16 protein-coding genes are annotated in these 20,082 nt (G+C 46.2%); 2 read left to right on the top strand and 14 right to left on the bottom strand.

The features are described 5' to 3' along the window. Nucleotides 1-445: 445 nt before the first annotated feature. The 11 genes from ACTHMC_RS25975 to ACTHMC_RS25925 form a co-directional block, all read right to left on the bottom strand. On the bottom strand, nt 446-1,687 hold the full coding sequence (locus ACTHMC_RS25975; RefSeq protein ID WP_440417774.1) for a TlpA family protein disulfide reductase: 1,242 nt from the start codon (nt 1,685-1,687) through the stop codon (nt 446-448). 11 nt (nt 1,688-1,698) lie between these two features. Then, nucleotides 1,699-3,033: a RagB/SusD family nutrient uptake outer membrane protein gene (locus ACTHMC_RS25970; RefSeq protein WP_440417772.1), complete on the bottom strand. Its 1,335-nt coding sequence runs from the start codon at nt 3,031-3,033 to the stop codon at nt 1,699-1,701. A gap of 10 nt (nt 3,034-3,043) precedes the next feature. Continuing rightward, nucleotides 3,044-6,694, bottom strand: coding sequence for a SusC/RagA family TonB-linked outer membrane protein (locus ACTHMC_RS25965; protein ID WP_440417770.1), 3,651 nt, complete (start codon nt 6,692-6,694; stop codon nt 3,044-3,046). Nucleotides 6,695-6,861: 167 nt separating this feature from the next. Then, nucleotides 6,862-8,019: a FecR family protein gene (locus ACTHMC_RS25960; protein ID WP_440417768.1), complete on the bottom strand. Its 1,158-nt coding sequence runs from the start codon at nt 8,017-8,019 to the stop codon at nt 6,862-6,864. A gap of 100 nt (nt 8,020-8,119) precedes the next feature. Next, nucleotides 8,120-8,707: an RNA polymerase sigma factor gene (locus tag ACTHMC_RS25955; RefSeq protein WP_440417766.1), complete on the bottom strand. Its 588-nt coding sequence runs from the start codon at nt 8,705-8,707 to the stop codon at nt 8,120-8,122. Nucleotides 8,708-8,864: 157 nt separating this feature from the next. After that, nucleotides 8,865-9,932: a segregation and condensation protein A gene (locus ACTHMC_RS25950; RefSeq protein WP_440417764.1), complete on the bottom strand. Its 1,068-nt coding sequence runs from the start codon at nt 9,930-9,932 to the stop codon at nt 8,865-8,867. Nucleotides 9,933-10,062: 130 nt separating this feature from the next. Then, complete coding sequence (locus tag ACTHMC_RS25945) at nt 10,063-11,109, bottom strand: DUF3078 domain-containing protein (RefSeq protein WP_440417762.1); 1,047 nt, start codon at nt 11,107-11,109, stop codon at nt 10,063-10,065. A 23-nt stretch (nt 11,110-11,132) separates the two neighbouring features. After that, nucleotides 11,133-11,507, bottom strand: a complete 375-nt coding sequence (gene mscL / locus ACTHMC_RS25940) for a large conductance mechanosensitive channel protein MscL (protein WP_440417760.1) — start codon at nt 11,505-11,507, stop codon at nt 11,133-11,135. A 118-nt stretch (nt 11,508-11,625) separates the two neighbouring features. Next, on the bottom strand, nt 11,626-12,375 hold the full coding sequence (locus ACTHMC_RS25935; protein WP_440417758.1) for a PPK2 family polyphosphate kinase: 750 nt from the start codon (nt 12,373-12,375) through the stop codon (nt 11,626-11,628). 126 nt (nt 12,376-12,501) lie between these two features. Next, complete coding sequence (frr, locus tag ACTHMC_RS25930; protein WP_440417757.1) at nt 12,502-13,065, bottom strand: ribosome recycling factor; 564 nt, start codon at nt 13,063-13,065, stop codon at nt 12,502-12,504. Between the two features lie 137 nt (nt 13,066-13,202). Next, complete coding sequence (locus ACTHMC_RS25925; RefSeq protein WP_440417756.1) at nt 13,203-14,336, bottom strand: MraY family glycosyltransferase; 1,134 nt, start codon at nt 14,334-14,336, stop codon at nt 13,203-13,205. 220 nt (nt 14,337-14,556) lie between these two features. On the opposite strand from ACTHMC_RS25925, the gene ACTHMC_RS25920 reads away from it, so the two are divergent. Beyond that, a complete protein-coding gene (locus ACTHMC_RS25920; protein ID WP_440417755.1) occupies nt 14,557-15,420 on the top strand; it encodes a transketolase in 864 nt (287 codons plus the stop codon). A 174-nt stretch (nt 15,421-15,594) separates the two neighbouring features. Here the strand turns inward: ACTHMC_RS25920 and ACTHMC_RS25915 are convergent, their stop codons facing one another. Beyond that, on the bottom strand, nt 15,595-16,818 hold the full coding sequence (locus ACTHMC_RS25915; RefSeq protein WP_440417753.1) for an FtsX-like permease family protein: 1,224 nt from the start codon (nt 16,816-16,818) through the stop codon (nt 15,595-15,597). Nucleotides 16,819-16,849: 31 nt separating this feature from the next. Continuing rightward, a complete protein-coding gene (rbfA, locus tag ACTHMC_RS25910; RefSeq protein WP_440417751.1) occupies nt 16,850-17,227 on the bottom strand; it encodes a 30S ribosome-binding factor RbfA in 378 nt (125 codons plus the stop codon). Between the two features lie 63 nt (nt 17,228-17,290). Here rbfA and ACTHMC_RS25905 point away from each other — a divergent pair, with 63 nt between their 5' ends. Continuing rightward, nucleotides 17,291-19,111 (top strand): ABC transporter ATP-binding protein, encoded by a 1,821-nt coding sequence (locus ACTHMC_RS25905; RefSeq protein WP_440417749.1) that lies wholly within the window; start codon nt 17,291-17,293, stop codon nt 19,109-19,111. 70 nt (nt 19,112-19,181) lie between these two features. Here ACTHMC_RS25905 and ACTHMC_RS25900 read toward each other — a convergent pair whose 3' ends face one another. Continuing rightward, a complete protein-coding gene (locus ACTHMC_RS25900) occupies nt 19,182-20,072 on the bottom strand; it encodes a hypothetical protein (protein ID WP_440417747.1) in 891 nt (296 codons plus the stop codon). Between the last annotated feature and the right edge of the window lie 10 nt (nt 20,073-20,082).

Raw genomic sequence — 20,082 nt, 5'->3', positions numbered from 1 at the left:
GTAAGGAGACGGAGGGGATAAGGCTTCTGTTGTTAAGATGCAGAAGCAACAATCACTCGGAGTTTCCGGGCAGGTTCTGTAGAAACTAACAAATGCAGGACGTCAGGAGAAAGAAGGGAGGATATGCAGTAATCACCGGGCAGGGATTCTCAAATGCTTATTTTAAGGTAGGAAATTTAAGAGTTCAAAAGCGTTAACGATGGATTTATTGAATAAAGTCAATCCGGCCGGGTTCCACCGGCATACATTATTCTACTCATTTTTGCGGAGAATAAAGTAGTTTTTCACCGCATTTCCTGTTTCTTAACCGAATCGGGTAAAGAACCCGGGGGCGGCAGAAGCACCAGCTATATTTTAAAAAACATCCAATAATTATCGGAAAGAGTTACAACAAAAATCCCTGTCCCGGATGTCCGGAGCAGGGATCGTATTAGCAACTATTCTTTTACAATAATTTATCCAGCAATTCCCTGAGGCCGGGATCAGATGGCCTCAATGCATTACCTGAAACAATCTTTCCTTTTGGATCGATAAGGATAAAGCGGGGTATGGAAGCGATATTGTATTTTTTGATGAAGTCAGATTCAAAGTCCTTGTCGGCAATAAGCTGAATACCGCCCAGTTTATTCTCATTTACATATTTCTCCCATTTGGGTTTATCTGCCTGCTTATCCACGGAAAGACTCACAAAATGGATATTCTTTCCGTGATAGTCCTTCTCCACTTTTTGAAGATGTGGAATTTCAGCCTTGCAGGGCCCGCACCAGGTAGCCCAAACATCGATGTACACATACTTTCCGCGCAGTTCTTTCAATGTAACTTTTTTATTATTGATGTTCACATAACTGAACTCGGGCGACATGGCATTTGATTCCATCATCCTGTTATTGTCATACACTTCCTTCAGGCTTTTTTTGGCAGCATCATTGCTGGCAATGCTCATAAAGGTCTGGTAACCTTCTTCCCGGCCTGCTTCATTATTCACCATCTTCAGCACAATGCCGGCCAGGTTATAGCTCATATATTCTTTGATGAAGGGGTCTTCTATTTCCTTTGTAACCACGCGCAGCTTTACCAGGTTCTGCCCTTCATAACCAAGTGTTGTATCGGACTTATATTTTGTCTGACGCAGATCAGTCACATACTCCTCCATCCACTGACGGTATGCAGCAGAACGTTTGAATAGTGCAGCATCCGCCGGACTACCACCCTGCATCACTTTCCCGTTCAGCTTCGCTTTTTCTCCTATGTCCAGTTTTTTAAGATAGATCTTCCTGAAAGCTGAGTCAATGGCCGCATTGAAATCAGGGGCTCCCTTTTTAGCCACCATCACTTTATCAAGATTCACCAACCCCAAAGAGTCCAGCCCAAAATACAGGATATAGTGCTTGAGCACATTGCGGGAATAGTAGTCAAGGTCTTTAGCTTTCAGTTCCCTGATAGCAGGATCTGTTTCCGCATCAATGGAAGGTTGTACTTCCTTTTTAAACGCATCCAGTTTTCCGAGGAATTCAGCGGGCTCGATCACGTAAGCAGCAAACAGGTATTGTTTACCACTCATTGGGATGTATTTCGCCAGCGTTTCTTCTTTATCTTTCAACAGGTCATCACTTACCCCATAAGGGTTCTTTTGAGCAAAGAGGCTGCCATTCGCCAGGAGCAGCAAGGCGATCAGAGTTTTTTTCATGATATACTTTTTTACTTGTGATTCAATTCCATTCCCGGGTTGAACAATTGTACCCTTACCGGAATTTCAAATGTGTAATTGGGGCTATGGGGAGCCAGTGTGGCCTCCACCTGGTTATTGTCTTTATTGATACGTTTTACTTCAGGCATTTTCCCTTCTCGGTCCAGCCTTTTCATATCGAACCACCTCAGGCCGCTGAAAGCCAGTTCCCTTCTGCGTTCCGCCAGCACCTTCGTGAGTGCGTCTGCTCCGTCAGCAGCTGTCTGGTCTGCATAGTCTGCTGTTCGGATCCGCTTCTTCCTGAGCATATTCACAATGGCCATGGCCTCATTGTACTGATTGTCCCTTGCCAGCAGCTCTGCTTTTGTCAGGTACATTTCGGGAAACCCGATACCAAAACTGTAACGGCCAGGCAATGAACTACGGCCCAGTCCATCATTATTGGTAACTGTGATAAAACTGTAACGGATATCGGAGCTGTTGAAATAAGTTTTCAGATCTTCTGAATAGATCATGAAAATAGGCGAGCCCGAAACAGCAGCACGCTGCCAGAGCACTTCCGGGTTCAGATCATAAACTGGTAACAGATCCGCATTTGCATAAGCATTGTAATCGAGGATAGCATGGGTTGCTTCGAGTGCTTTGCTGGTATAGACAGCAGCATTTGCAAAATCTCCCATATACAGATAGATGCGGCTGAGCAATCCATACGCCACATATTTCGTAACACGGTACCTGTTCACATTATTGGCTGGAAGAACGTCTGCAGCTGTCTTTACATCATCTATAATAGCATCGATGGTGGCTTTTACCGTTGAACGTGCGGGGGTCTTATCAGTAACATCAATGCTGGTAACCATCGGCAATCCCGGATCTGTACCGGCAGTGGCAGGGTTGTACACTTTTGCAAAAACAGTCAGCAACTCCAGGTAATTATTGGCCCTGATCACTTTCGCTTCTGCGATCACCCTGTTCTTTTCAATCTCTGATCCATCGGGCACTTCAGGCACGCCGTTGATGATCACATTGGCATCATAGATGCAACGGTAGAGCGGCCCCCAGATATCCGGACTTGCTTTTTCATCGATGGAGATCATCGGCCTCCAGTAGTAACCATTGGCAGTGGCTGATTGATTCACGGCATCGATCTTATTGAAAACATCATCGGTAAAATCGAGGAGATTGATCGGGAAGGTCATCGTCATGGTACGTGAATTCAACAGGCCTTCGTAGTCGGCCAGCTTTTCCGGTATCACAAGTCCCTTAGGTTTTACCTCCAGGTATTTATCGCAGGCAGTAAAGCTCACTGCCAGGAAAACAAGTATGATGAAAGAAACGTTTTTCATGTAATTCATTTTAGAAAGCGGAGGAAATGGTGATGCTGTAAAAAGGTTGGGTCTCCAGTCTGCGTACGCCGGAAACACGGTCAATCGCTTCAGGATCGATATCATTGCCGCTGAAGGTGTATCGGAAAAGATTCTGAGCTTGAATCCGGATCTGTGGATTGTTCAATCCCAGTTTTTTAAAGAAGGCGCCCCGGGCATTGTAAGTAACAATCAGATCTCTCAGCCTGATATAATCGGCCTTACGCACAAACTGCGATGCATAATCGTATCCATACAACGCATAGGATTGATAATAACCGGGAGCAGCACTGCTGGCTCTTACATAGCCAGGAATATTGGTCAGTTTCTCATCACCTGTCTTTCTCCAGAAATTGCTGGAACCCTGGAGCGGGTTATTGGTATAGAAACCGATATTATTTGGATTGGGTTGCTCCACTCTCATTACATGGCCACCATAATACATGAAAAGCAACGAAACATCAAAAGCGCCGATGCTGAACTGATTGTTCAATCCCAATACATATTTCGGAGTGGTAGTACCATTATAGATCAGATCCTCTTTTGTTACGTCTACCTGTGCATTTCCATAAAAAGCAAGGATCTTCTGATTTCCTTTCCTGTCATATACAAATGGCTGCCCAATTGAATTAAGCCCCCCATAATTGTAACTGTACAATGCATTCATGGGCTGACCTTGTACAAATAAATTCCCTGAAGTGATCAGTTGTGAATTGGCGAATTCAGTTGCTTTTACCGCCAGTACTTTATTATAGTTGAATGAACCTGTAACCTGTACTCTCCACAGGAAATTCTTCTTCTTCATCAGTTCACTGCTAACCAACACTTCCAGGCCACTGTTTCGGATGGAAGCTGTATTGGCATTATACTGATTGAATCCGGAAGTAGGATCGGCATCCAACTGGCCAAACACATCTGTACTTCTTTTTACATAATAATCAACAGAGCCTGTGATCTTGTTGTTCAGCAAAGTATAGTCAACCCCGAAATTGTAATTAAGAGTTGTTTCCCAGCGAAGCGATTGGTTTTCCGGCGTCAGCACATCGTTGTAGGCAAGCGGTGTATTCAGAATGGTATTGAGACCTGAAGAGAGGATCAGGAATGCACCGTTATTGCTGCTGGGCACGTTTCCGTTGAAACCTGTAGCAGCACGGAGTTGCAGGTTTTTGGCCCAGTTCCAGTTTTTTGCAAAATCTTCTTCACTCAATCTCCAGTTCACACCGGCGGACCAGAGTGGCTTGTACTTGTATTTAGGAGCAACACCAAACAGGTTCGTCTGATCGATCCTGAAACTACCTGTCAGTACATATTTGCCCCGGAAGATATAAGTGCCCTGGCCATAATAAGACATGAACCTGTTATCGATTTCCTTTTCGTTGAAATAATTGGTGCTATTGAAGCTTGCTCCGAATCCAAGCTCATCAAATGCAGGCTGATTTGTGGCATTCAGTACACTCATGTTGATGGGCTTACTGATCAAAGTCTGATCGTCATATCCAAAGAAAGTAGTTTTATATGCCTGCGTGAGTGTTTGCTTTCTCTCAATACCCAGGATACCGGAGATTTCATGATCACCAAAACGCTGACCGAGGTTCAGCTGCATCCTGGCTGTATAATTGGTGATGCGCTGGTTTGTTTTCTCCAGGATATCACCTTTAGGCATATTCGTAAATAATGCCTGTCCGGTAACGGCATCTTTCAAAGCCATATTGGAGACCATTACACGGGTATTGAATGCATCCTCCGTATGTAACTGATCCAGGATGGAACTCTGATTCTCGTAGTTGCCGCCCAGATCTACATTCAGCCAGTTGGTCAATTTCACATTGAACCTTCCCTGGAAACGGGTGGATGAACCTTTGGTGGTATTGGTGTTCCCGTACAGTTCTTTCAAAGGATAATAGAACTGATCATACAACCCGGCAGCCATCAGGGCGTCGTTCTTTTGTCTGGTGATCACTCTTGAGATATAATCGCGGCCCGGATCAAGCGCTACTGGCAGCGCATTTCCGTTCTCATCTGCAAAACGCTCATAGGGAAAGAAATCCTGGTAAGAAGGTGTGTTACCGGAAACATCTTTGACATTAAGATAGGTTCCCCTGAAATCGAATTTCAGCCAATCGGTGAATTTGAAAGTATTGGCAAGGTTGAGGATGATCTGCTTGTTCTCAGACCTCCGGTTCACGGGTGTTTCGCCGATATAGTTCACCCCCATCATGTAGGTGCTTTTATCGTTACCTCCACTTACATCCACATTGAGATTGGTGGTCTGGCGATGCTGATAGAATAACTTCTCGTAATCTTTGAGATTGTCATAATTACCGAGTGCGGCCAGTTTTGCGTCTGCCTGCGCCTCAGTGAGCAGCGGATTGGAAACAGACAACTGCGTCATGCCGAACATGATCTGCTCAACCGGGTTCATTTTATAATAGCCCCAGTCATACAGGAGAAAAGATGTTTTAGCGATATTGAAATTCTCTTTCTGTAACTGCACAAATTCGCTGGCGGGAGCATATTTCAGGTAACCAAAATCCGGTTTGGGCTGAAAGGCTTGCGTGGCGCGCACATTGAATACCGGCTTGCCGGATTTGCCGCGGCGGGTTTCCACAACAATCACCCCATTGCTGGCCCTTACTCCATAGATGGAGGCAGCTGCCGCATCGCGCAGTACGCTGACAGATACGATATCCAAAGGATTGATAGTACGCAGGTCTATTTCTGTAGGAAATCCATCCAGTACGATCAATGGTTTCTTCACCGCATCAAATGTAGACACACCGCGGATGGTGAGCTCACCTGTTTGACCGTTGTATACGAGACCGGGAACTTTACCTTCAAGGCTTTCCAGGAAATTACCGGTAACAGCCACGCGTTGCTGATAATCTTTTTCAGACATCACAGAGGCAGCACCCGTCATCTGGTAAGTGGGGATCTTTTGATACCCCGTGCTTAATGATACTTCCACAACAGAGAGTTCGCTATTGGTTCTTGTCATCGCAACAGTAATTCTGCGTGCTGCATATTGTGCAGGCGAAACAATTACAGTCCGGGATTCATGACCAACAAATGTGATCACCAGCACTTCGCCAGATTTCACATTCAGGCTCACGATCCCATCAGCATCTGTAACGCCGGATATCTTACTACCTCTGACAGACACGGAGGCTCCCGCCAGCGGCGCGCCAGAAGAGTCCGTGATACGGATCTTAACAGGCGTTTGCATTTCGCCGGGCTGAAAACCGGGTTCAGGTGCAGGATCACCAAAACGGGTAACAGGTATGCGGGAGAGCACGATCGTTTTGCCCTGTATAGTGTAGTCGATGGATTGATTCTTCAGAACGGCGCCAAGAAATTCAGCCAGCGGCATATCCTGGGCATTGATAGAAACAGGCCTGGCGGCAGAGAGGATCTGCTCATTGTAGAGCACCACATAACCTGTTTGTTTTTTGATGATAGAGAAAACCTGTTTCAGAGGGGTGTTCTTTACAGACATCGTAATGCTCTGCGCGGGACTTTCGGCATGCACAGAAAGCAGAGCAACGAAGAGAAAGAAAGTAAGCATACGCATAATTCTCAGCATTTGAGCCGATAGCAGGAATGCAGAGCCCCGGGCATTCCAGCCACCCATAGCAGTTTTTTGCATAAATTGTGAACAGTTTTGGTTGTTTAAAATTGGTACTCACACCATTTTGGATCGGCCAACTATCTGCCGGAAGTGTTCGCCCACTTCCGGTTTTGTTTTGCCGGTCAGCGATGTACTATTTTAGTTTTAATTAGAAACTGCTGTTTTATGGGATAAGATTCAATGCTTTAAGGCAGGATGATAAGCTTTCTTCCTTCCAGCCTGTAGTGTATATCCAGTTTTTCAAGTACTATCATCAGTCCGTTAAGTGGAATATCCTTCGACATCTCACCAACTACGGGGATTTTGGGAATTCCTTTTTCGTATACCACTTCAATTCCATACCATCTTTCAATCTGACGCATCACTTCTTCCAGTTTCAAGCCATTGAAATTGAAAAGTCCATTTTTCCATGCCACTACCTGTTCCAGGTCCACTTCTTTCTCCACACGGATGCTGCTTTGCATACGGGCCTGTTCTCCGGGTTTGATCACCACTGCTTCATCTCCCTTTTTCACCCTGATGGAACCCTGCAGCAGTGTGGCATTGACGCTGTTCTCATTGCTATAACTATTGATATTGAAATGAGTTCCAAGTACCTCGATGTCTGCCCCATTGTTCACACTAACCCTGAAAGGCATTCTGGAATTCCGGGCCACTTCAAAATAAGTTTCACCTGAAACTTCCACCCTTCTCTCATTGCCTGTGAATACTGTTGGATAACGGATAGTACTCGCCGCATTCAGCCATACCTGCGTACCGTCGGGAAGTGTCATTTGAAACTGACGGCCTTTGGGTGTGCTCATGGTATTGTAAACAGCTTCTCCTTTCCCTTCATAGATCAGAGCGCCATTCACCACCTTTGCGGTAGCACCACCCTGCAGGGCTACCACTCCGTTCTGAATGGTGTCCAGCAATACCTGTGATCCATCGGCCAGTGTGAGCAAAGCTCCCTGCATGCCGGGCTGTATTTCTTCTGGTTCTGTTTTGGCCAGCGTTATTGTTTCCAGCCTGTTCCTTGTAGCATACCAGGTACCGGCTATTATCACTGCCATAACCACCGCAGCAGCAGCCCAATAGATGCGCCTCTTACCACCTGGCTGCATAGTTATTACAGGTGTTTCCACAGTAGACTGAGCAAGGATCCTGTCAGCCAGCGACTCCCATTGATCAGCCTGATAACCCATATCAACAGGCATTTGCAACATGATCTCCCTGAATGCTGCTGCTACCGTTTCACTCTCTTCTTCATTCAATAAAATGAGCTGCAATTCGTCAATTTCAAGCCCCGTCAAAGTATTGTTGAGGTAGCCGGTCACTAAATAGACAATCCTTGAATTCTCCATTGCTGTTTTTTAATGGCAATCGTTGTTATGGGTATTAGATAAGGCCGGTAATTACAAGACCGGAGTTTTTTGATTCAGGACTAAAGCTTCCGGAAATATTTTATAGAATGATTGGAAAGGATAGAAAAGTGGACAGTCCGTTTTTCCGGATATACACCCGGATATCTTTCAAAGCCTTCACCAGCTGGTTCTTGACAGTGCTCTCGCTCAGTTGTAATTTTTCAGCGATCTGTGGCAGGGAAAGTTGTTCCTCCCGGCTCAGCACATACACCTGGCGGCAGGCCGGGGTAAGCTGTTCTACCGCATCGGTCACCAGCCGGGCAGTTTCCTTGAGCGCAATATGCTGTTCAGGCGTCAGCGGCTCCTGGCCATGGTGCTGAATGGCTTTTTCCATCAGACGGTTTTGTCTGGCCAGTTTCTGCATATAGGTGGCGGCTTCATTGGAAACTATGCGGACAATATATGCTTTGGGATTGTCTACATCCGCCAGTTTTTGGCGGTGCTTCCACAGGCGCAGGAACACTTCCTGTAAAATTTCAGCTGGGTCATGCAATGGTGATACAAGCTTTACCACGAAAGGCAGCAGTGTTTTATTGTAGTGATGGAACAATGTGCGGAATGCATCCTCATCCCCCAGTGCAATGCGCTGGAATAATTCCCGGTCGTGGTATAGCTGGTCAGTAATCAATAAAAGCAGAGTTGAAAGGTGTCAGCTACAATATTAAATAAAAATGATGAGCAGTAGATAAAACGGTCTTCGCCATTGCTGTTACAACCTGGTCAGAACTGTAAAATATAAGAGGGTGGCTCAATTCATTTTGAGCCACCCTCTTATGTGTATTGAATTATTTCTCTTTTTCAGTATCGGATTCCTCTTCATCTTCGTCATCCTCCTCTTCTTCCTCGTCATCATCATCCTCTTTATCTTCGTCACCTTCCTCTTCATCTTCGTCATCACTTTCTTCATCATTCTCCTCTGCACCATCGCTGCTCTCACCTTCTTCACTTACTTCATTCTCTTCTTCATTTTCTTCTTCTTCATCTTCAAAATCATCCTCTTCATATTCATCATCATCTCCCAACAGGTCAGCCCCATCATCGTCCCCATCATTCTTAAATGCAATTCCATTCGGTAACCCATCCAACCCGAACTCATCTTCCTCCCTGTTCTCATTGTATTCAACAATGAAATTATTTCTGCCTTCGCCCACCATGATGGTGAGATATTTCAGCTGTACCAACTCCAGCATACTCAGGAAAAGAAAGATAGCCTGTATACGGTCATTGGCTCTGTTGAAGATCCGCTCAAATGGAACAGTTTTGTTTTTTCGCAAGGTGTTCACCATGTACTCCCGGCTCTCTTCCATGGTGTAATTGTAGCGCACCACCGTGTGAACGGGTTTATTGTTGCGCTGCTCCAGCCTTTTCATCACCCGCTCGAAGGTCTTCATGAGTTTGAAGAGCGTGATGGTCTGGATCTCCGTGCCTTCACCGGATACTTCACCGATGGTGGACAATTCTTTGGCGAGGTTACCCCGGCGCACCATCAGCATACGTGTAGCTTCCAGTTCAGCCATCTGAATGGCAGCTTCCTTGAAGCGTTTGTATTCAAGGATCTTGTCAACCAGTTCCTGGCGGGGATCGATCTCATTGCCCTGGGCATCCACTTCCTTGCGGGGCAGCAACATTTTTGCCTTGATCCGCATGAGGGTGCTCACAAAGAGAATGAACTCACTACTCAGTTCTATATTGAGTTTCTCCTGGCTATGGATATAGGCCAGGAAGTCCTTGATGATATTGGTGATGGGAATATTATAAATGTCCAGCTCGTCCCGCTCAATAAAGAAGAGCAGAAGGTCAAATGGCCCCTCAAACTGGGGAAGACGGATCTGGTACGAAGACTGATTTGCCATACTGGTAATTTGGAATCTTCCGGAATGCCAGCCTGCCTTTCAGGATCACGCACGGGCTGCACCCCCGGAAATAAAGCCGCCTGCTGCTCCTTGCGGAAACGGCAGGCGACAAATGTATGAAATATCCTGTTTAGAATTTTGCTGAAAAACCCACACTGAGCAATGATCTGATCTGGGTTCCGGCCGAAGTGTTTTCCGGACCGAACTGCCTTACATCATCATCATATATGAGGTCAAAGTTATACGTAACATTCAGGAATCTATTGACCTTCATGGAAATAAGGTTGGTCCAGAATACGTCCACGTTCTGAGGCTTGGCCTCCAGCTTTTCTTTCAATACCTGGCGGGGACCGGTAGGTGTATAGCGGTAGGTACTCAGATAGTTGGAATAGAGATCGAGACGGCTTTTGATGGTTACGTTCTTCATGATCTCCTTGGCAAAGTTGGCTGAGGCAAAACCGCCCATTTCAGCTCTTACTTTCTGGCCCGGATCAACGCCGTAGAGGGTAGCCAGGGGCTTTTCAAAGCCGCCGCCGTCATCCACCGGGATCACGCCATCCGGAAAATAATAGCTCCAGGGGCTGGTCACAAATACCATACGCGCTGAAATTGGAGAAACGAACAGGCTGAAATAGGGAACAGGGTGCCAGTCCAGACCCGGCGCCACAATCAGGTAGCCCGGCGCCATGAAGGAGGAAGTCCTGCGCTTGTAAGTATCCTTTCCGAGATAGGTATAATCGTACCCATTAGTGAACTGCGACCTGAAGTTTACAACACCTGAAAGACTCAGGGTTTTGGTGAGGTCATGGCCCAGTTTGGTGAAGTAATCGATCTTATCATCTGTTTTACGGTTACCAAGTGATGTGGTGTTCACAATGGCATAACCGAGATCGAGGTTATTGTTCCAGTAGAATTTACCATCCCTGTAATTGGCAAAGAGACTGAGGCCCGCTGCTGTGGAGAAAGAGAATTTCTCGGCGCCTGCCGCCCAGTTTTTACTGCTTCCCTGGCCAACATTAAGGGAAAAGATGCCACCTTTTCTCCATCCGCTTTTGTGAGAGGTATCGATGGCCACCGTTTTTTCAGAAGTGGATTTCATTTCCTTTACGCCCGGGTCCTGGGCTTTCACGCTATACAATGACAAACTGAATGCGCCTAAGAGCAAGAGTTTTCGCATAATCGAATATTAATGAGGGTTAGTTACTTTTTCTTCAGCTCATCCCTGATCTCCATGAGTAATTTCTCTGTTGCTGTAGGAGCAGGAGGTGCTGCCGGTGTTTCATCTTTTTTGTCTGTGAGCTTTTTCATACCACGGACCAGCAGGAATAATATCCATGCAATAATGATGAACTTGATAACAGCGGAGAGGAATTTTCCGTAATGCACTGCGCCCCATGTAAGCTTGTCGATATTTTCAGCATTGGCAAACTTCAACGCAGGTGTGAGCAGCAGTGGGGTGATCACATCGTCAACAAGGGAGGAAACGATGGTTCCGAAAGCGCCACCGATAATTACAGCAACTGCAAGGTCCACTACATTGCCTTTCAGTGCAAAATTCTTAAATTCTTTAAGCATTCCCATATAGATAGATTTTTAATTGAATAATGCAACCATGGCAAAACTATATAATATATAATTGTAAGCCATATATTGATTTCCACCTTGTGGATTTCGGTTAGACGGCAGGGCTTGTTCAGTCTTTCTTCAAACCGGGAAATTTCATGTTCAGGCGCTGCAATGTTTCAAGCAGGGTACTGGCAATCAGGTATTCCTTGTACCAGTTCTGATCAGCAGGCACAATCGTCCAGGGTACATCGTTGCAATGCTGGAAGGCATCTTCATACATACGCATATAGTCGTCCCACTTCTTCGCTTCCTCAAAATCATTGGCGTTGTACTTCCATTGTTTGGCCGGATCATCCAGGCGTTCTTTGAGGCGCTGCTGTTGTTCTTCAGGAGATACATGGAGATAGAATTTCAGGATACTGGTGCTGTTGTGCTCCGTGAGCAGTTGCTCAAAATCATTGATGGCTTTCATGCGTTTTTTAGCGATAGCATCGTCAATGATCCCATGAACGCGGGTCACCAGGATATCTTCATACTGGGAGCGGTTGAAGATCTGAATCATGCCTTTGGCCGGAGCGGCATTGTGCACACGCCAGAGGAAGTCGTGTGAAAGCTCTTCAGCAGTAGGCACTTTAAAACTCTTTACCGTAACTCCCTGCGGGTTGAGTTGCCCGAATACATTGCGGATCACACCGTCCTTTCCGCTTGCATCCATGCCCTGTATCACAACGAGGATAGCATGTTTTGATTCTGCATAGAGAAGATTCTGCAGTTCATTCAGCTTCTGCAGAATGGCCGTGGTCTTGGCCTTGGTGGCCGCCTTATCCAACTCTTTCGGAGCGCGGGTACTGATGGATGATAGTAAAGTTTTTCCCATAGCTGCTTTTGAGATATTTAAGGTAGATCATTTTCAGGAATTGCTGATGTACCTATTTGTTGAGAGCGTATAAAAAAGAAGGCTGTCCCTTAGAGACAGCCTTCCATAATTTATGCGTGGCTGTTGTTAAACAGTCATGATCTCTTTTTCCTTTGCAGTAAGGTGTTTATCCACCAGCGCGATGTATTTGTCTGTGAGGTCCTGTACATTCTTCTCGGCATCTTTACAAATATCTTCGCTCAGGCCGTTCTTCTGCAGTTTCTTGATCTTTTCGATACCATCCCTGCGGATATTGCGGATGGCAACTTTTGAATTTTCCCCTTCTCCCTGTGCACGTTTCACCAGTTCTTTACGGCGTTCTTCAGTGAGTGGCGGCATAAAGAGGCGGATGATCATACCATCGTTCTGGGGCGTAACACCAATATTGGCGTTGATGATAGCGCGCTCGATCGGCTGAAGCATATTCCTTTCCCAGGGCTGAATGGCCAGCGTTCTGGCATCTGCCACAGTTATATTTCCCACCTGGCTGATAGGTGTGGGGGTTCCGTAGTAATCAACAACTATACCTTCTACCAGGTTAGGGTTGGCCTTTCCTGCACGTACTTTGATCAATTCGGCTTCAAGGTGATTAATGGCCTTATCCATGGCTTCTTCAGCATGGTCCTGGATGGTTATTAACTCGTCTGACATATTTGTATGAATTAAGTGCGTTGCAAACCTACGTCAAATCAGAAAATTTGCACAGAGAACGGATGAGATTTTAATAAATCAGGGTCTTTTACAATTCATAAGAACGTAAAAGACCCTTTAGATTTATGTGAAGGGACTCAATTCTTGTGTTCGAGAATGGTATCCTTGGTAAGGGGAACGATCTTGGTGGTTCCTTTCTCCTTGATATCCTTTTCCAAAGACCTGGCCACAAAGAGGCGGGGCTGAGGACGGGTGTAGTACAGGGCGGCAATGCCGGAGAAAAAGAAAGCAACCACTCCAAGGATGATCCAGGTACAACCATAGTTGCGCATACCATAAGCAGCTACAATGAACAGGAGATTCACGGCAACCAGGCTCAGCGTGATATTACGGTGAGAAAGGCCCCTGTCTAACAACAGGTGGTGAATATGGTTCCTGTCAGGGCTGAACGGGGAACGGCGGTTGAAGATACGGATAGCAAATACTCTTAATGTATCCAGCAAAGGGATCATCATGATGGTAAATGCTATGGCAGGCGATGCTATCAGCGGGTAGGCCACATCGGTAGCATTGGCTGCGTCAATGAATTTTACGGCCAGTATGGAAGTGATCAGCCCTATCATCAGCGATCCCGTATCCCCCATGAATATTTTTGCGGGCTGGAAATTGAAGATGAGGAAGGCCGCCACGCTGCCGGCCAGGGAAAAGGCCAGGATCGCATAACCGGTCATGTTATTCTGTAAGAAATAGAAGCCGAAAATGATGGAAGTCATCAAACCCAGGCTACCCGCCAGTCCGTCGATACCGTCAATGAGGTTGAAAGCATTGATGATAACGATCACCGTGAGGTAGGTCAGCAGCAGGCTGAAAGATTCAGGCAGTTCATGGATTCCCATGAAACCATGCATGCTGGAGAGTTGTACGCCTCCTTTATAAACGATCAGGAATGCAGCAAGCACCTGACCAATGAATTTTTTGATAGGGGAAATAACCAGGATATCATCTTTCAGACCGAGGAAAAATATAACAAAGGCTGCAGCCAGGAAATACTGCATCTCGGTTGATTTCTGAAATTGAATGGAGATCAGACAGGCAAGAATGAAGCCGGCAAAAATACCCAAACCACCCAGTGAAGGAATTGGCGTGTGATGCACCTTGCGCTCATCCGGTATGTCGTACAGTTTCTTTCTTTCGGCCACTGTAATAATTACAGGGATAGCTAGAAATGTGACAGTAAAAGATATAGCTATAGAAAGTAATACATCAAACATCAGCCCTGGTTTTGGTTTCCTAAATATTTGTCTTTATAATATCTACGTGCTGCTAATCTGGCCGGTTGGGGCAAAATCGATGCCAAGTTCCAAACTACAGCACTTTCGCTATAATGAACTTCAATTCAGGCAACTTTATTGTTTAAGGCGGGCAATTGGAGAGCAAAAATAAAGAAAAGTTTGATAGAGTTCATCAGTTGGTCTACAATTTCTTGTAGTTTTGCCACCACATTTTAAAGAACTGTTTATGCCAGCATTAAAAGACATCGCCTCACAGATCCGAAGGGATATTGTCAGAATGGTTCATGGTTCCCAAAGCGGACACCCCGGTGGTTCCCTTGGTTGCGCCGACTACTTTACTGCGTTATATTTCAAAGTAATGCAACACAATCCGGCGTTCAATATGAACGCAACCAATGAAGATGTCTTCTTCCTGTCTAACGGACATATCAGCCCGGTTTTCTACTCCACCCTGGCCAGATCCGGGTATTTTGATATCAAAGAACTTGCCACCTTCCGCAAGCTGAACTCCCGTCTCCAGGGCCACCCCGCCACTCACGAGCACCTTCCCGGTATCCGTATGGCATCCGGTTCCCTCGGTCAGGGACTCAGTGTTTCAATAGGAGCCGCACTCACAAAGAAACTCAACGGAGAAAAGAACCTGGTATTTGCACTTACAGGTGACGGTGAGCTTGATGAAGGCCAGAACTGGGAAGCCATCATGTTCGCTGCCCATAAAAAAGTAGATAACCTGATCGCTACTGTAGATTGGAATGGACAACAAATCGACGGACCTACGGATGTGGTGATGAAACTGGGCGATCTCGGCGCCAAATTCCAGGCATTCGGATGGGAAGTGATCCATCTCAATGAAGGTAATGATGTTGACAAAGTGGTTGCCGCCCTGGAACAGGCCAAAACATTCGTTGGAAAAGGAAAACCCATCGTTATTCTCATGAAAACGGCTATGGGTGCAGGTGTTGACTTCATGCAAGGCTCACACGAATGGCATGGCATCGCCCCTAACGACGAGCAACTGGCAAAGGCCCTGGCCCAACTTCCCGAAACACTCGGAGATTACTAAGAAATGATCACAATTCATTCATACAGATCCCGGCTAATCGCCGGGATTTTTTTATGCCGGTAAGATCAGCATTCCAATGGTTGGCCATTGAATAATTCTATCATTATCTCTTTGAGTTCATGTAAATACTTCGTCGCGGATCAGGGGTTTGAACTTCATCTATCGGGAAGGTTATCAGGTCTTGAGTTCTATCGGCTGCAGCGCCGCCTTACGGGAAGGGAACCACGAAGCCAGCACTGCCACAAAAATCACCGTGATCAGGATCAGGATGAAATCTTCCGGCAGGATCTTTACGGGATAGTAATCGATCAGGAAAGTGCCGCCTTCCAGCGGGATCAGCTTGAATTTCACCTGGGCCCAGCAGAAGATCAGCGCCAGCACAATACCAGCTGCGGCGCCCAGGCCGGCCAGCAGGAGGCCTTCACTGAGGAATATTTTCTGGATCAGCCTGTTATCTGCCCCCATGGCTTTCAGCGCCTGGATATCTTTCTGCTTTTCCAGCACCAGCATGGTAAGGCCTCCGATCATGGTGAATGCAGCTACGATCAGCATCAGTGTGAGGATGCCGTAGGTAGCCCATTTTTCCATCGTCATTACACTATACAGGCTTTTGTTCTGTTCATACTTGGTTTCAATTCTGTATTTCGCTCCAAAAAGGGTTTGCAGCGATGCCTTGACCTGATCCGCCTTACGGCCATCCACCAGCGCAATTTCCACAGCGCTGTACTCATCGGCCCCCAGGTTCATCATGCGCTTCATGAAGGCCAGGTTGGTGATGGCAAACTTGTTATCGATATCGGCCTGAATCATAAAAGTGCCAGCCGTATTTATATTGGAGCCTGCGAAGCTTCTGTAGGGATCTGTAGTATTGATAGTTGCACCACGCTGAAAAAGATACACGGTAAGTGGAAATACATTTTTATCGGCTTCCACGCCCAGTGCGTTTTCCACGCCATTGCCCAGCACCAGCGTGGGGAAATCGTCATTCCCGGTGAGGAAGCTGCCACGATACACTTTTTCGGCTACGCCCGATACATACTTGTAATTACTGTCTACCCCCTTTACATCTGCAATCACCTGGATGCCGTCATTCAGCAGCAACGTCTTTTCTTCTGCCATCAGGGAGTAATGGGCCACCTGCGGATTGCTTCGCAGCTGTTTCAGTTGATCCGGCGTGAGCGTGATCACCTTTCCTTTGGCGGCAGAAATGCGGATATCAGTATAGAAAGATGAATACAAACTCTTCACCAGCCCTTCAAAACCATTGAACACGCTCAGCACCACAATGAAAGCAAAGGTGATACACATGATGGCAATCATGCTTACCCAGGCAATCACATTGATGGCATTGGTTGATTTCTTTGCTTTGAAATAGCGCCAGGCGAAAAGAAAATTCATTCAAAGGGTTTATATAAATGATGGGATGAGCCTATTGCTCCCCGGCGTTTCCTTCTTCGTCTTTTTTTATCTGGCGGAAAAGATCCTCCATTTTAAACACGTGGTCAAGAGTATCATCGCTGAAGAACCTCAGTTCAGGCATTCTGCGCAGTTGCTTTGCCACCCGGCTGGTCAACTCTTTCTTGATCTCCCAGGCCCTGTCTTCCACCTTTTTCAGGGCGGTTTTGGCATCCTTTACCTGGAAGAAGCTCAGGTAGATCCGGGCTTCCAGCAGGTCGGGGGTCAGCTTCACCCCGGAAATGGAAACCATGCCCCCATCGAGCATACTCAGGCCAAGCCTGTGAAAAATATCGTTCAATTCCTCGTTCAGGAGGCCCGCTATCTGTTTTTGTCTTTTACCTTCTTGCATTCCTTTAACGGATTAATCGTTGTAAAATTAGTTACTTTGCGCTGTTTATCTATATTTTAATCCATGAAGCGATTTTCCACGATTCTCTTTTACCTCCGGAACCAGAAGGGCAAGATTCTGTTGTATCTGATTTTTATCCTGTTATCCATCATATTCTCACTGGTGTCCCTGGCCATGCTGGCCCCCTTCCTGCAACTCCTGTTCGGACAGGAAGAAGGCGTTAGAGTTTTGCCGGAAGCAGAGTTCAGTTCAAAATATATCATTCTCCTGCTGAAATACGGGCTTACCAAACTTATTGATACTTACGACAAGACCGCTGCCCTTGCAGCTATCTGTATCACCGTAATCACAGCGATACTTTTAAAGAATCTCTTCCTGTATCTCTCCTACAGGATCATGATCCCGTTAAGGAACCGGGTGATGACGCAACTCAGGGACGATATGTATGCCAAAGTGCTGAAGCTGCCTATCGGCTTTTTCACCGAGCAACGCAAAGGCGATATCATGAGCCGCATGAGCAACGATATGAACGAGATCGAATGGAGCATCATCGGTACACTGGAAGGCCTGATCCGCGATCCTTTGAATATCATCATCATCCTGTTCTGTCTTATCTTCCTCAGCCCGATGCTTAGCCTGGTAGTGGTTGTACTGCTGCCAATCACAGGTTTCATCATCGGCCGCATCAGCCGCAAGCTGAAGAAACAATCCAACCAGGCGCAGGAACAACAGGGCCTCATCCTGTCCGTGCTGGATGAAACCATTACAGGGCTAAGGGTTGTGAAATCTTTCAATGCTGAGAAATTACTGAACAGCCGTTTCCTGAAGTCCAGCAACCTGCTGCATAACCTCCGCGTAAAGATGGCTTTCCGTAAAGACCTCGCTTCGCCTCTTTCTGAATTCATGGGAGTACTGGTGCTCAGCGCCCTGCTCTGGATCGGCGGTGGCTGGGTATTGAGTGATCAGTATGGTCTTACTGCAGGTGCTTTTATCACGTACATCGTTTTCTTTACGCAGATCATTAATCCCGCGAAATCCTTATCCACTGCATTCTATAACGTTCAGAAAGGCAGTGCGGCGATTGCACGTATTGAAGAGATCCTGAAAGCGCCGGTTGTAGTGGAAGAGTCTCCCAAAGCCATTCCGCTTACCACATTCAACAACCATATCGAGTTCAAAAATGTAAGCTTCAAATACGAAGATGTAACCATCCTCGACAATATCAATCTCACCATCGGCAAAGGCAAAACCATTGCACTGGTGGGCTCTTCAGGCGCCGGTAAATCAACCCTGGCCGACCTGGTGCCACGCTTCCACGATGTGAGCAGCGGCGAATTACTGATCGATGGCGTGAATATCAAAGATTATTCACTCACTTCCCTGCGCGATCAGATCGGCATCGTAACACAGGAGCCCATCCTGTTCAATGATACCATCGCCAGCAATATCGCACTTGGCAGCCCCAATGCAACAAAGGAAGACATCGAGCAGGCAGCAGGAATTGCCAATGCCCATGATTTCATCTCCAAAAAAGACGATCAATACGAAACCAATATCGGTGACCGCGGCAGCAAGCTGAGTGGCGGCGAAAGACAAAGGGTCACCATCGCACGCGCAGTATTGAAGAACCCTCCCATCCTCATCCTGGATGAAGCCACTTCTTCACTGGATACCGAAAGCGAAAGACTGGTGCAGGACGCCATCAACAAGATGATGGCCAACAGGACCAGCATTGTGATAGCACACAGGCTCAGTACCATCCGTCATGCAGACGAGATCATTGTGCTCCAGCGTGGTCAGATCGTTGAACGTGGCACGCACGACCAGCTGATTGCCATTGAAGGCTTCTACCACAAACTGGTGAAGATGCAGGAAGTGAAATAAGATGATCCATCATAAAAAGAAACCGGCTGTTCCTTCGTGAACAGCCGGTTTCTTTTATGAAAAAGCAATATTAATACTGCTTTTTCACACAGGTGATCTTTGCTGTTCGCTGACTATTCTGAGTGTCCTCTACTGATCCGTTTCTGCTATATTCAAAATTGTAAGTAACACCCACTTCTTTCAGTCCGCCATTCTCATCATAAGTATTGGCAAACTGGTAAATATCGGTATACTTATCTACATTGGTGGTCTCACCATTTTTGTAAGTGTAGGTATAAACAGTTTTGTTGTATGTAGCATTATTTACAGACAACAACTGGTTGATCTCAAAATCATCGTCTTCATACAATGCAAAGATGGTAAGCCCAACCCCGTTTACAGATAATGGATTCACACCATTGTCATACTTGAATTCATAGCTGCTCTGGTCTGTGTAGTTAGGCTCGGAATAAGTTTGTGGATCGAGCTTGATATTTCCCTGTGCGTCATAAGAGAAAGTCCAGGGAGAATTGTCGCCGCGATACTTGATGCTGGCCAGCCTGCTGTCTGCATTGAAAGCATAATCAACGGTATCGTTATTACCTTCCTGGTAAGTACCGTTTTCATTGTAGTATTTCTTAACGGTATAAGCGATCCTGTTCTGGCTGTTATAATGTAACAAAACCTGTGACCTGCGGTAGAAATCAGTAGTTTCTCCTTTCCTGTACAGATCAGCGCTTACAGGAATATTATTCTCATAGCTGATAATAGCATAACGATAGAGTGTAGGCGTCCCCCCATCTTCGAAGGTCCTCAGTACCTCATAGCGGCTCAGCTGATGCTGTTCATTGTACTGGAAATTGAATGCTTCCTCTCCGTTTTCGATCTTTTGTAACTGGATAAAATCTTTCTTGTCATTATCCTTCTTACAGCTACCGAAGAAAAATACGGCGGCCAGTAAGGGCAGTAGGGTTCTTTTCATTGAATATAAA

Source organism: Pseudobacter sp. (assembly GCF_051955275.1).
Lineage (GTDB): Bacteria > Bacteroidota > Bacteroidia > Chitinophagales > Chitinophagaceae > Pseudobacter.
This window is presented reverse-complemented; position numbering and strand designations above follow the sequence as displayed.

Excerpts from the sequence above, each read along its gene's own strand:
- ACTHMC_RS25905 (WP_440417749.1), top strand. The coding sequence starts at position 17,291 with ATGAAGCGATTTTCCACGATTCTCTTTTACCTCCGGAACCAGAAGGGC.
- ACTHMC_RS25935 (WP_440417758.1), bottom strand. The coding sequence starts at position 12,375 with ATGGGAAAAACTTTACTATCATCCATCAGTACCCGCGCTCCGAAAGAG.
- ACTHMC_RS25900 (WP_440417747.1), bottom strand. The coding sequence starts at position 20,072 with ATGAAAAGAACCCTACTGCCCTTACTGGCCGCCGTATTTTTCTTCGGT.
- ACTHMC_RS25960 (WP_440417768.1), bottom strand. The coding sequence starts at position 8,019 with ATGGAGAATTCAAGGATTGTCTATTTAGTGACCGGCTACCTCAACAAT.
- mscL (WP_440417760.1), bottom strand. The coding sequence starts at position 11,507 with ATGCTTAAAGAATTTAAGAATTTTGCACTGAAAGGCAATGTAGTGGAC.
- ACTHMC_RS25965 (WP_440417770.1), bottom strand. The coding sequence starts at position 6,694 with ATGCAAAAAACTGCTATGGGTGGCTGGAATGCCCGGGGCTCTGCATTC.
- rbfA (WP_440417751.1), bottom strand. The coding sequence starts at position 17,227 with ATGCAAGAAGGTAAAAGACAAAAACAGATAGCGGGCCTCCTGAACGAG.
- ACTHMC_RS25915 (WP_440417753.1), bottom strand. The coding sequence starts at position 16,818 with ATGAATTTTCTTTTCGCCTGGCGCTATTTCAAAGCAAAGAAATCAACC.
- ACTHMC_RS25950 (WP_440417764.1), bottom strand. The coding sequence starts at position 9,932 with ATGGCAAATCAGTCTTCGTACCAGATCCGTCTTCCCCAGTTTGAGGGG.
- frr (WP_440417757.1), bottom strand. The coding sequence starts at position 13,065 with ATGTCAGACGAGTTAATAACCATCCAGGACCATGCTGAAGAAGCCATG.
- ACTHMC_RS25925 (WP_440417756.1), bottom strand. The coding sequence starts at position 14,336 with ATGTTTGATGTATTACTTTCTATAGCTATATCTTTTACTGTCACATTT.
- ACTHMC_RS25945 (WP_440417762.1), bottom strand. The coding sequence starts at position 11,109 with ATGCGAAAACTCTTGCTCTTAGGCGCATTCAGTTTGTCATTGTATAGC.
- ACTHMC_RS25970 (WP_440417772.1), bottom strand. The coding sequence starts at position 3,033 with ATGAAAAACGTTTCTTTCATCATACTTGTTTTCCTGGCAGTGAGCTTT.
- ACTHMC_RS25975 (WP_440417774.1), bottom strand. The coding sequence starts at position 1,687 with ATGAAAAAAACTCTGATCGCCTTGCTGCTCCTGGCGAATGGCAGCCTC.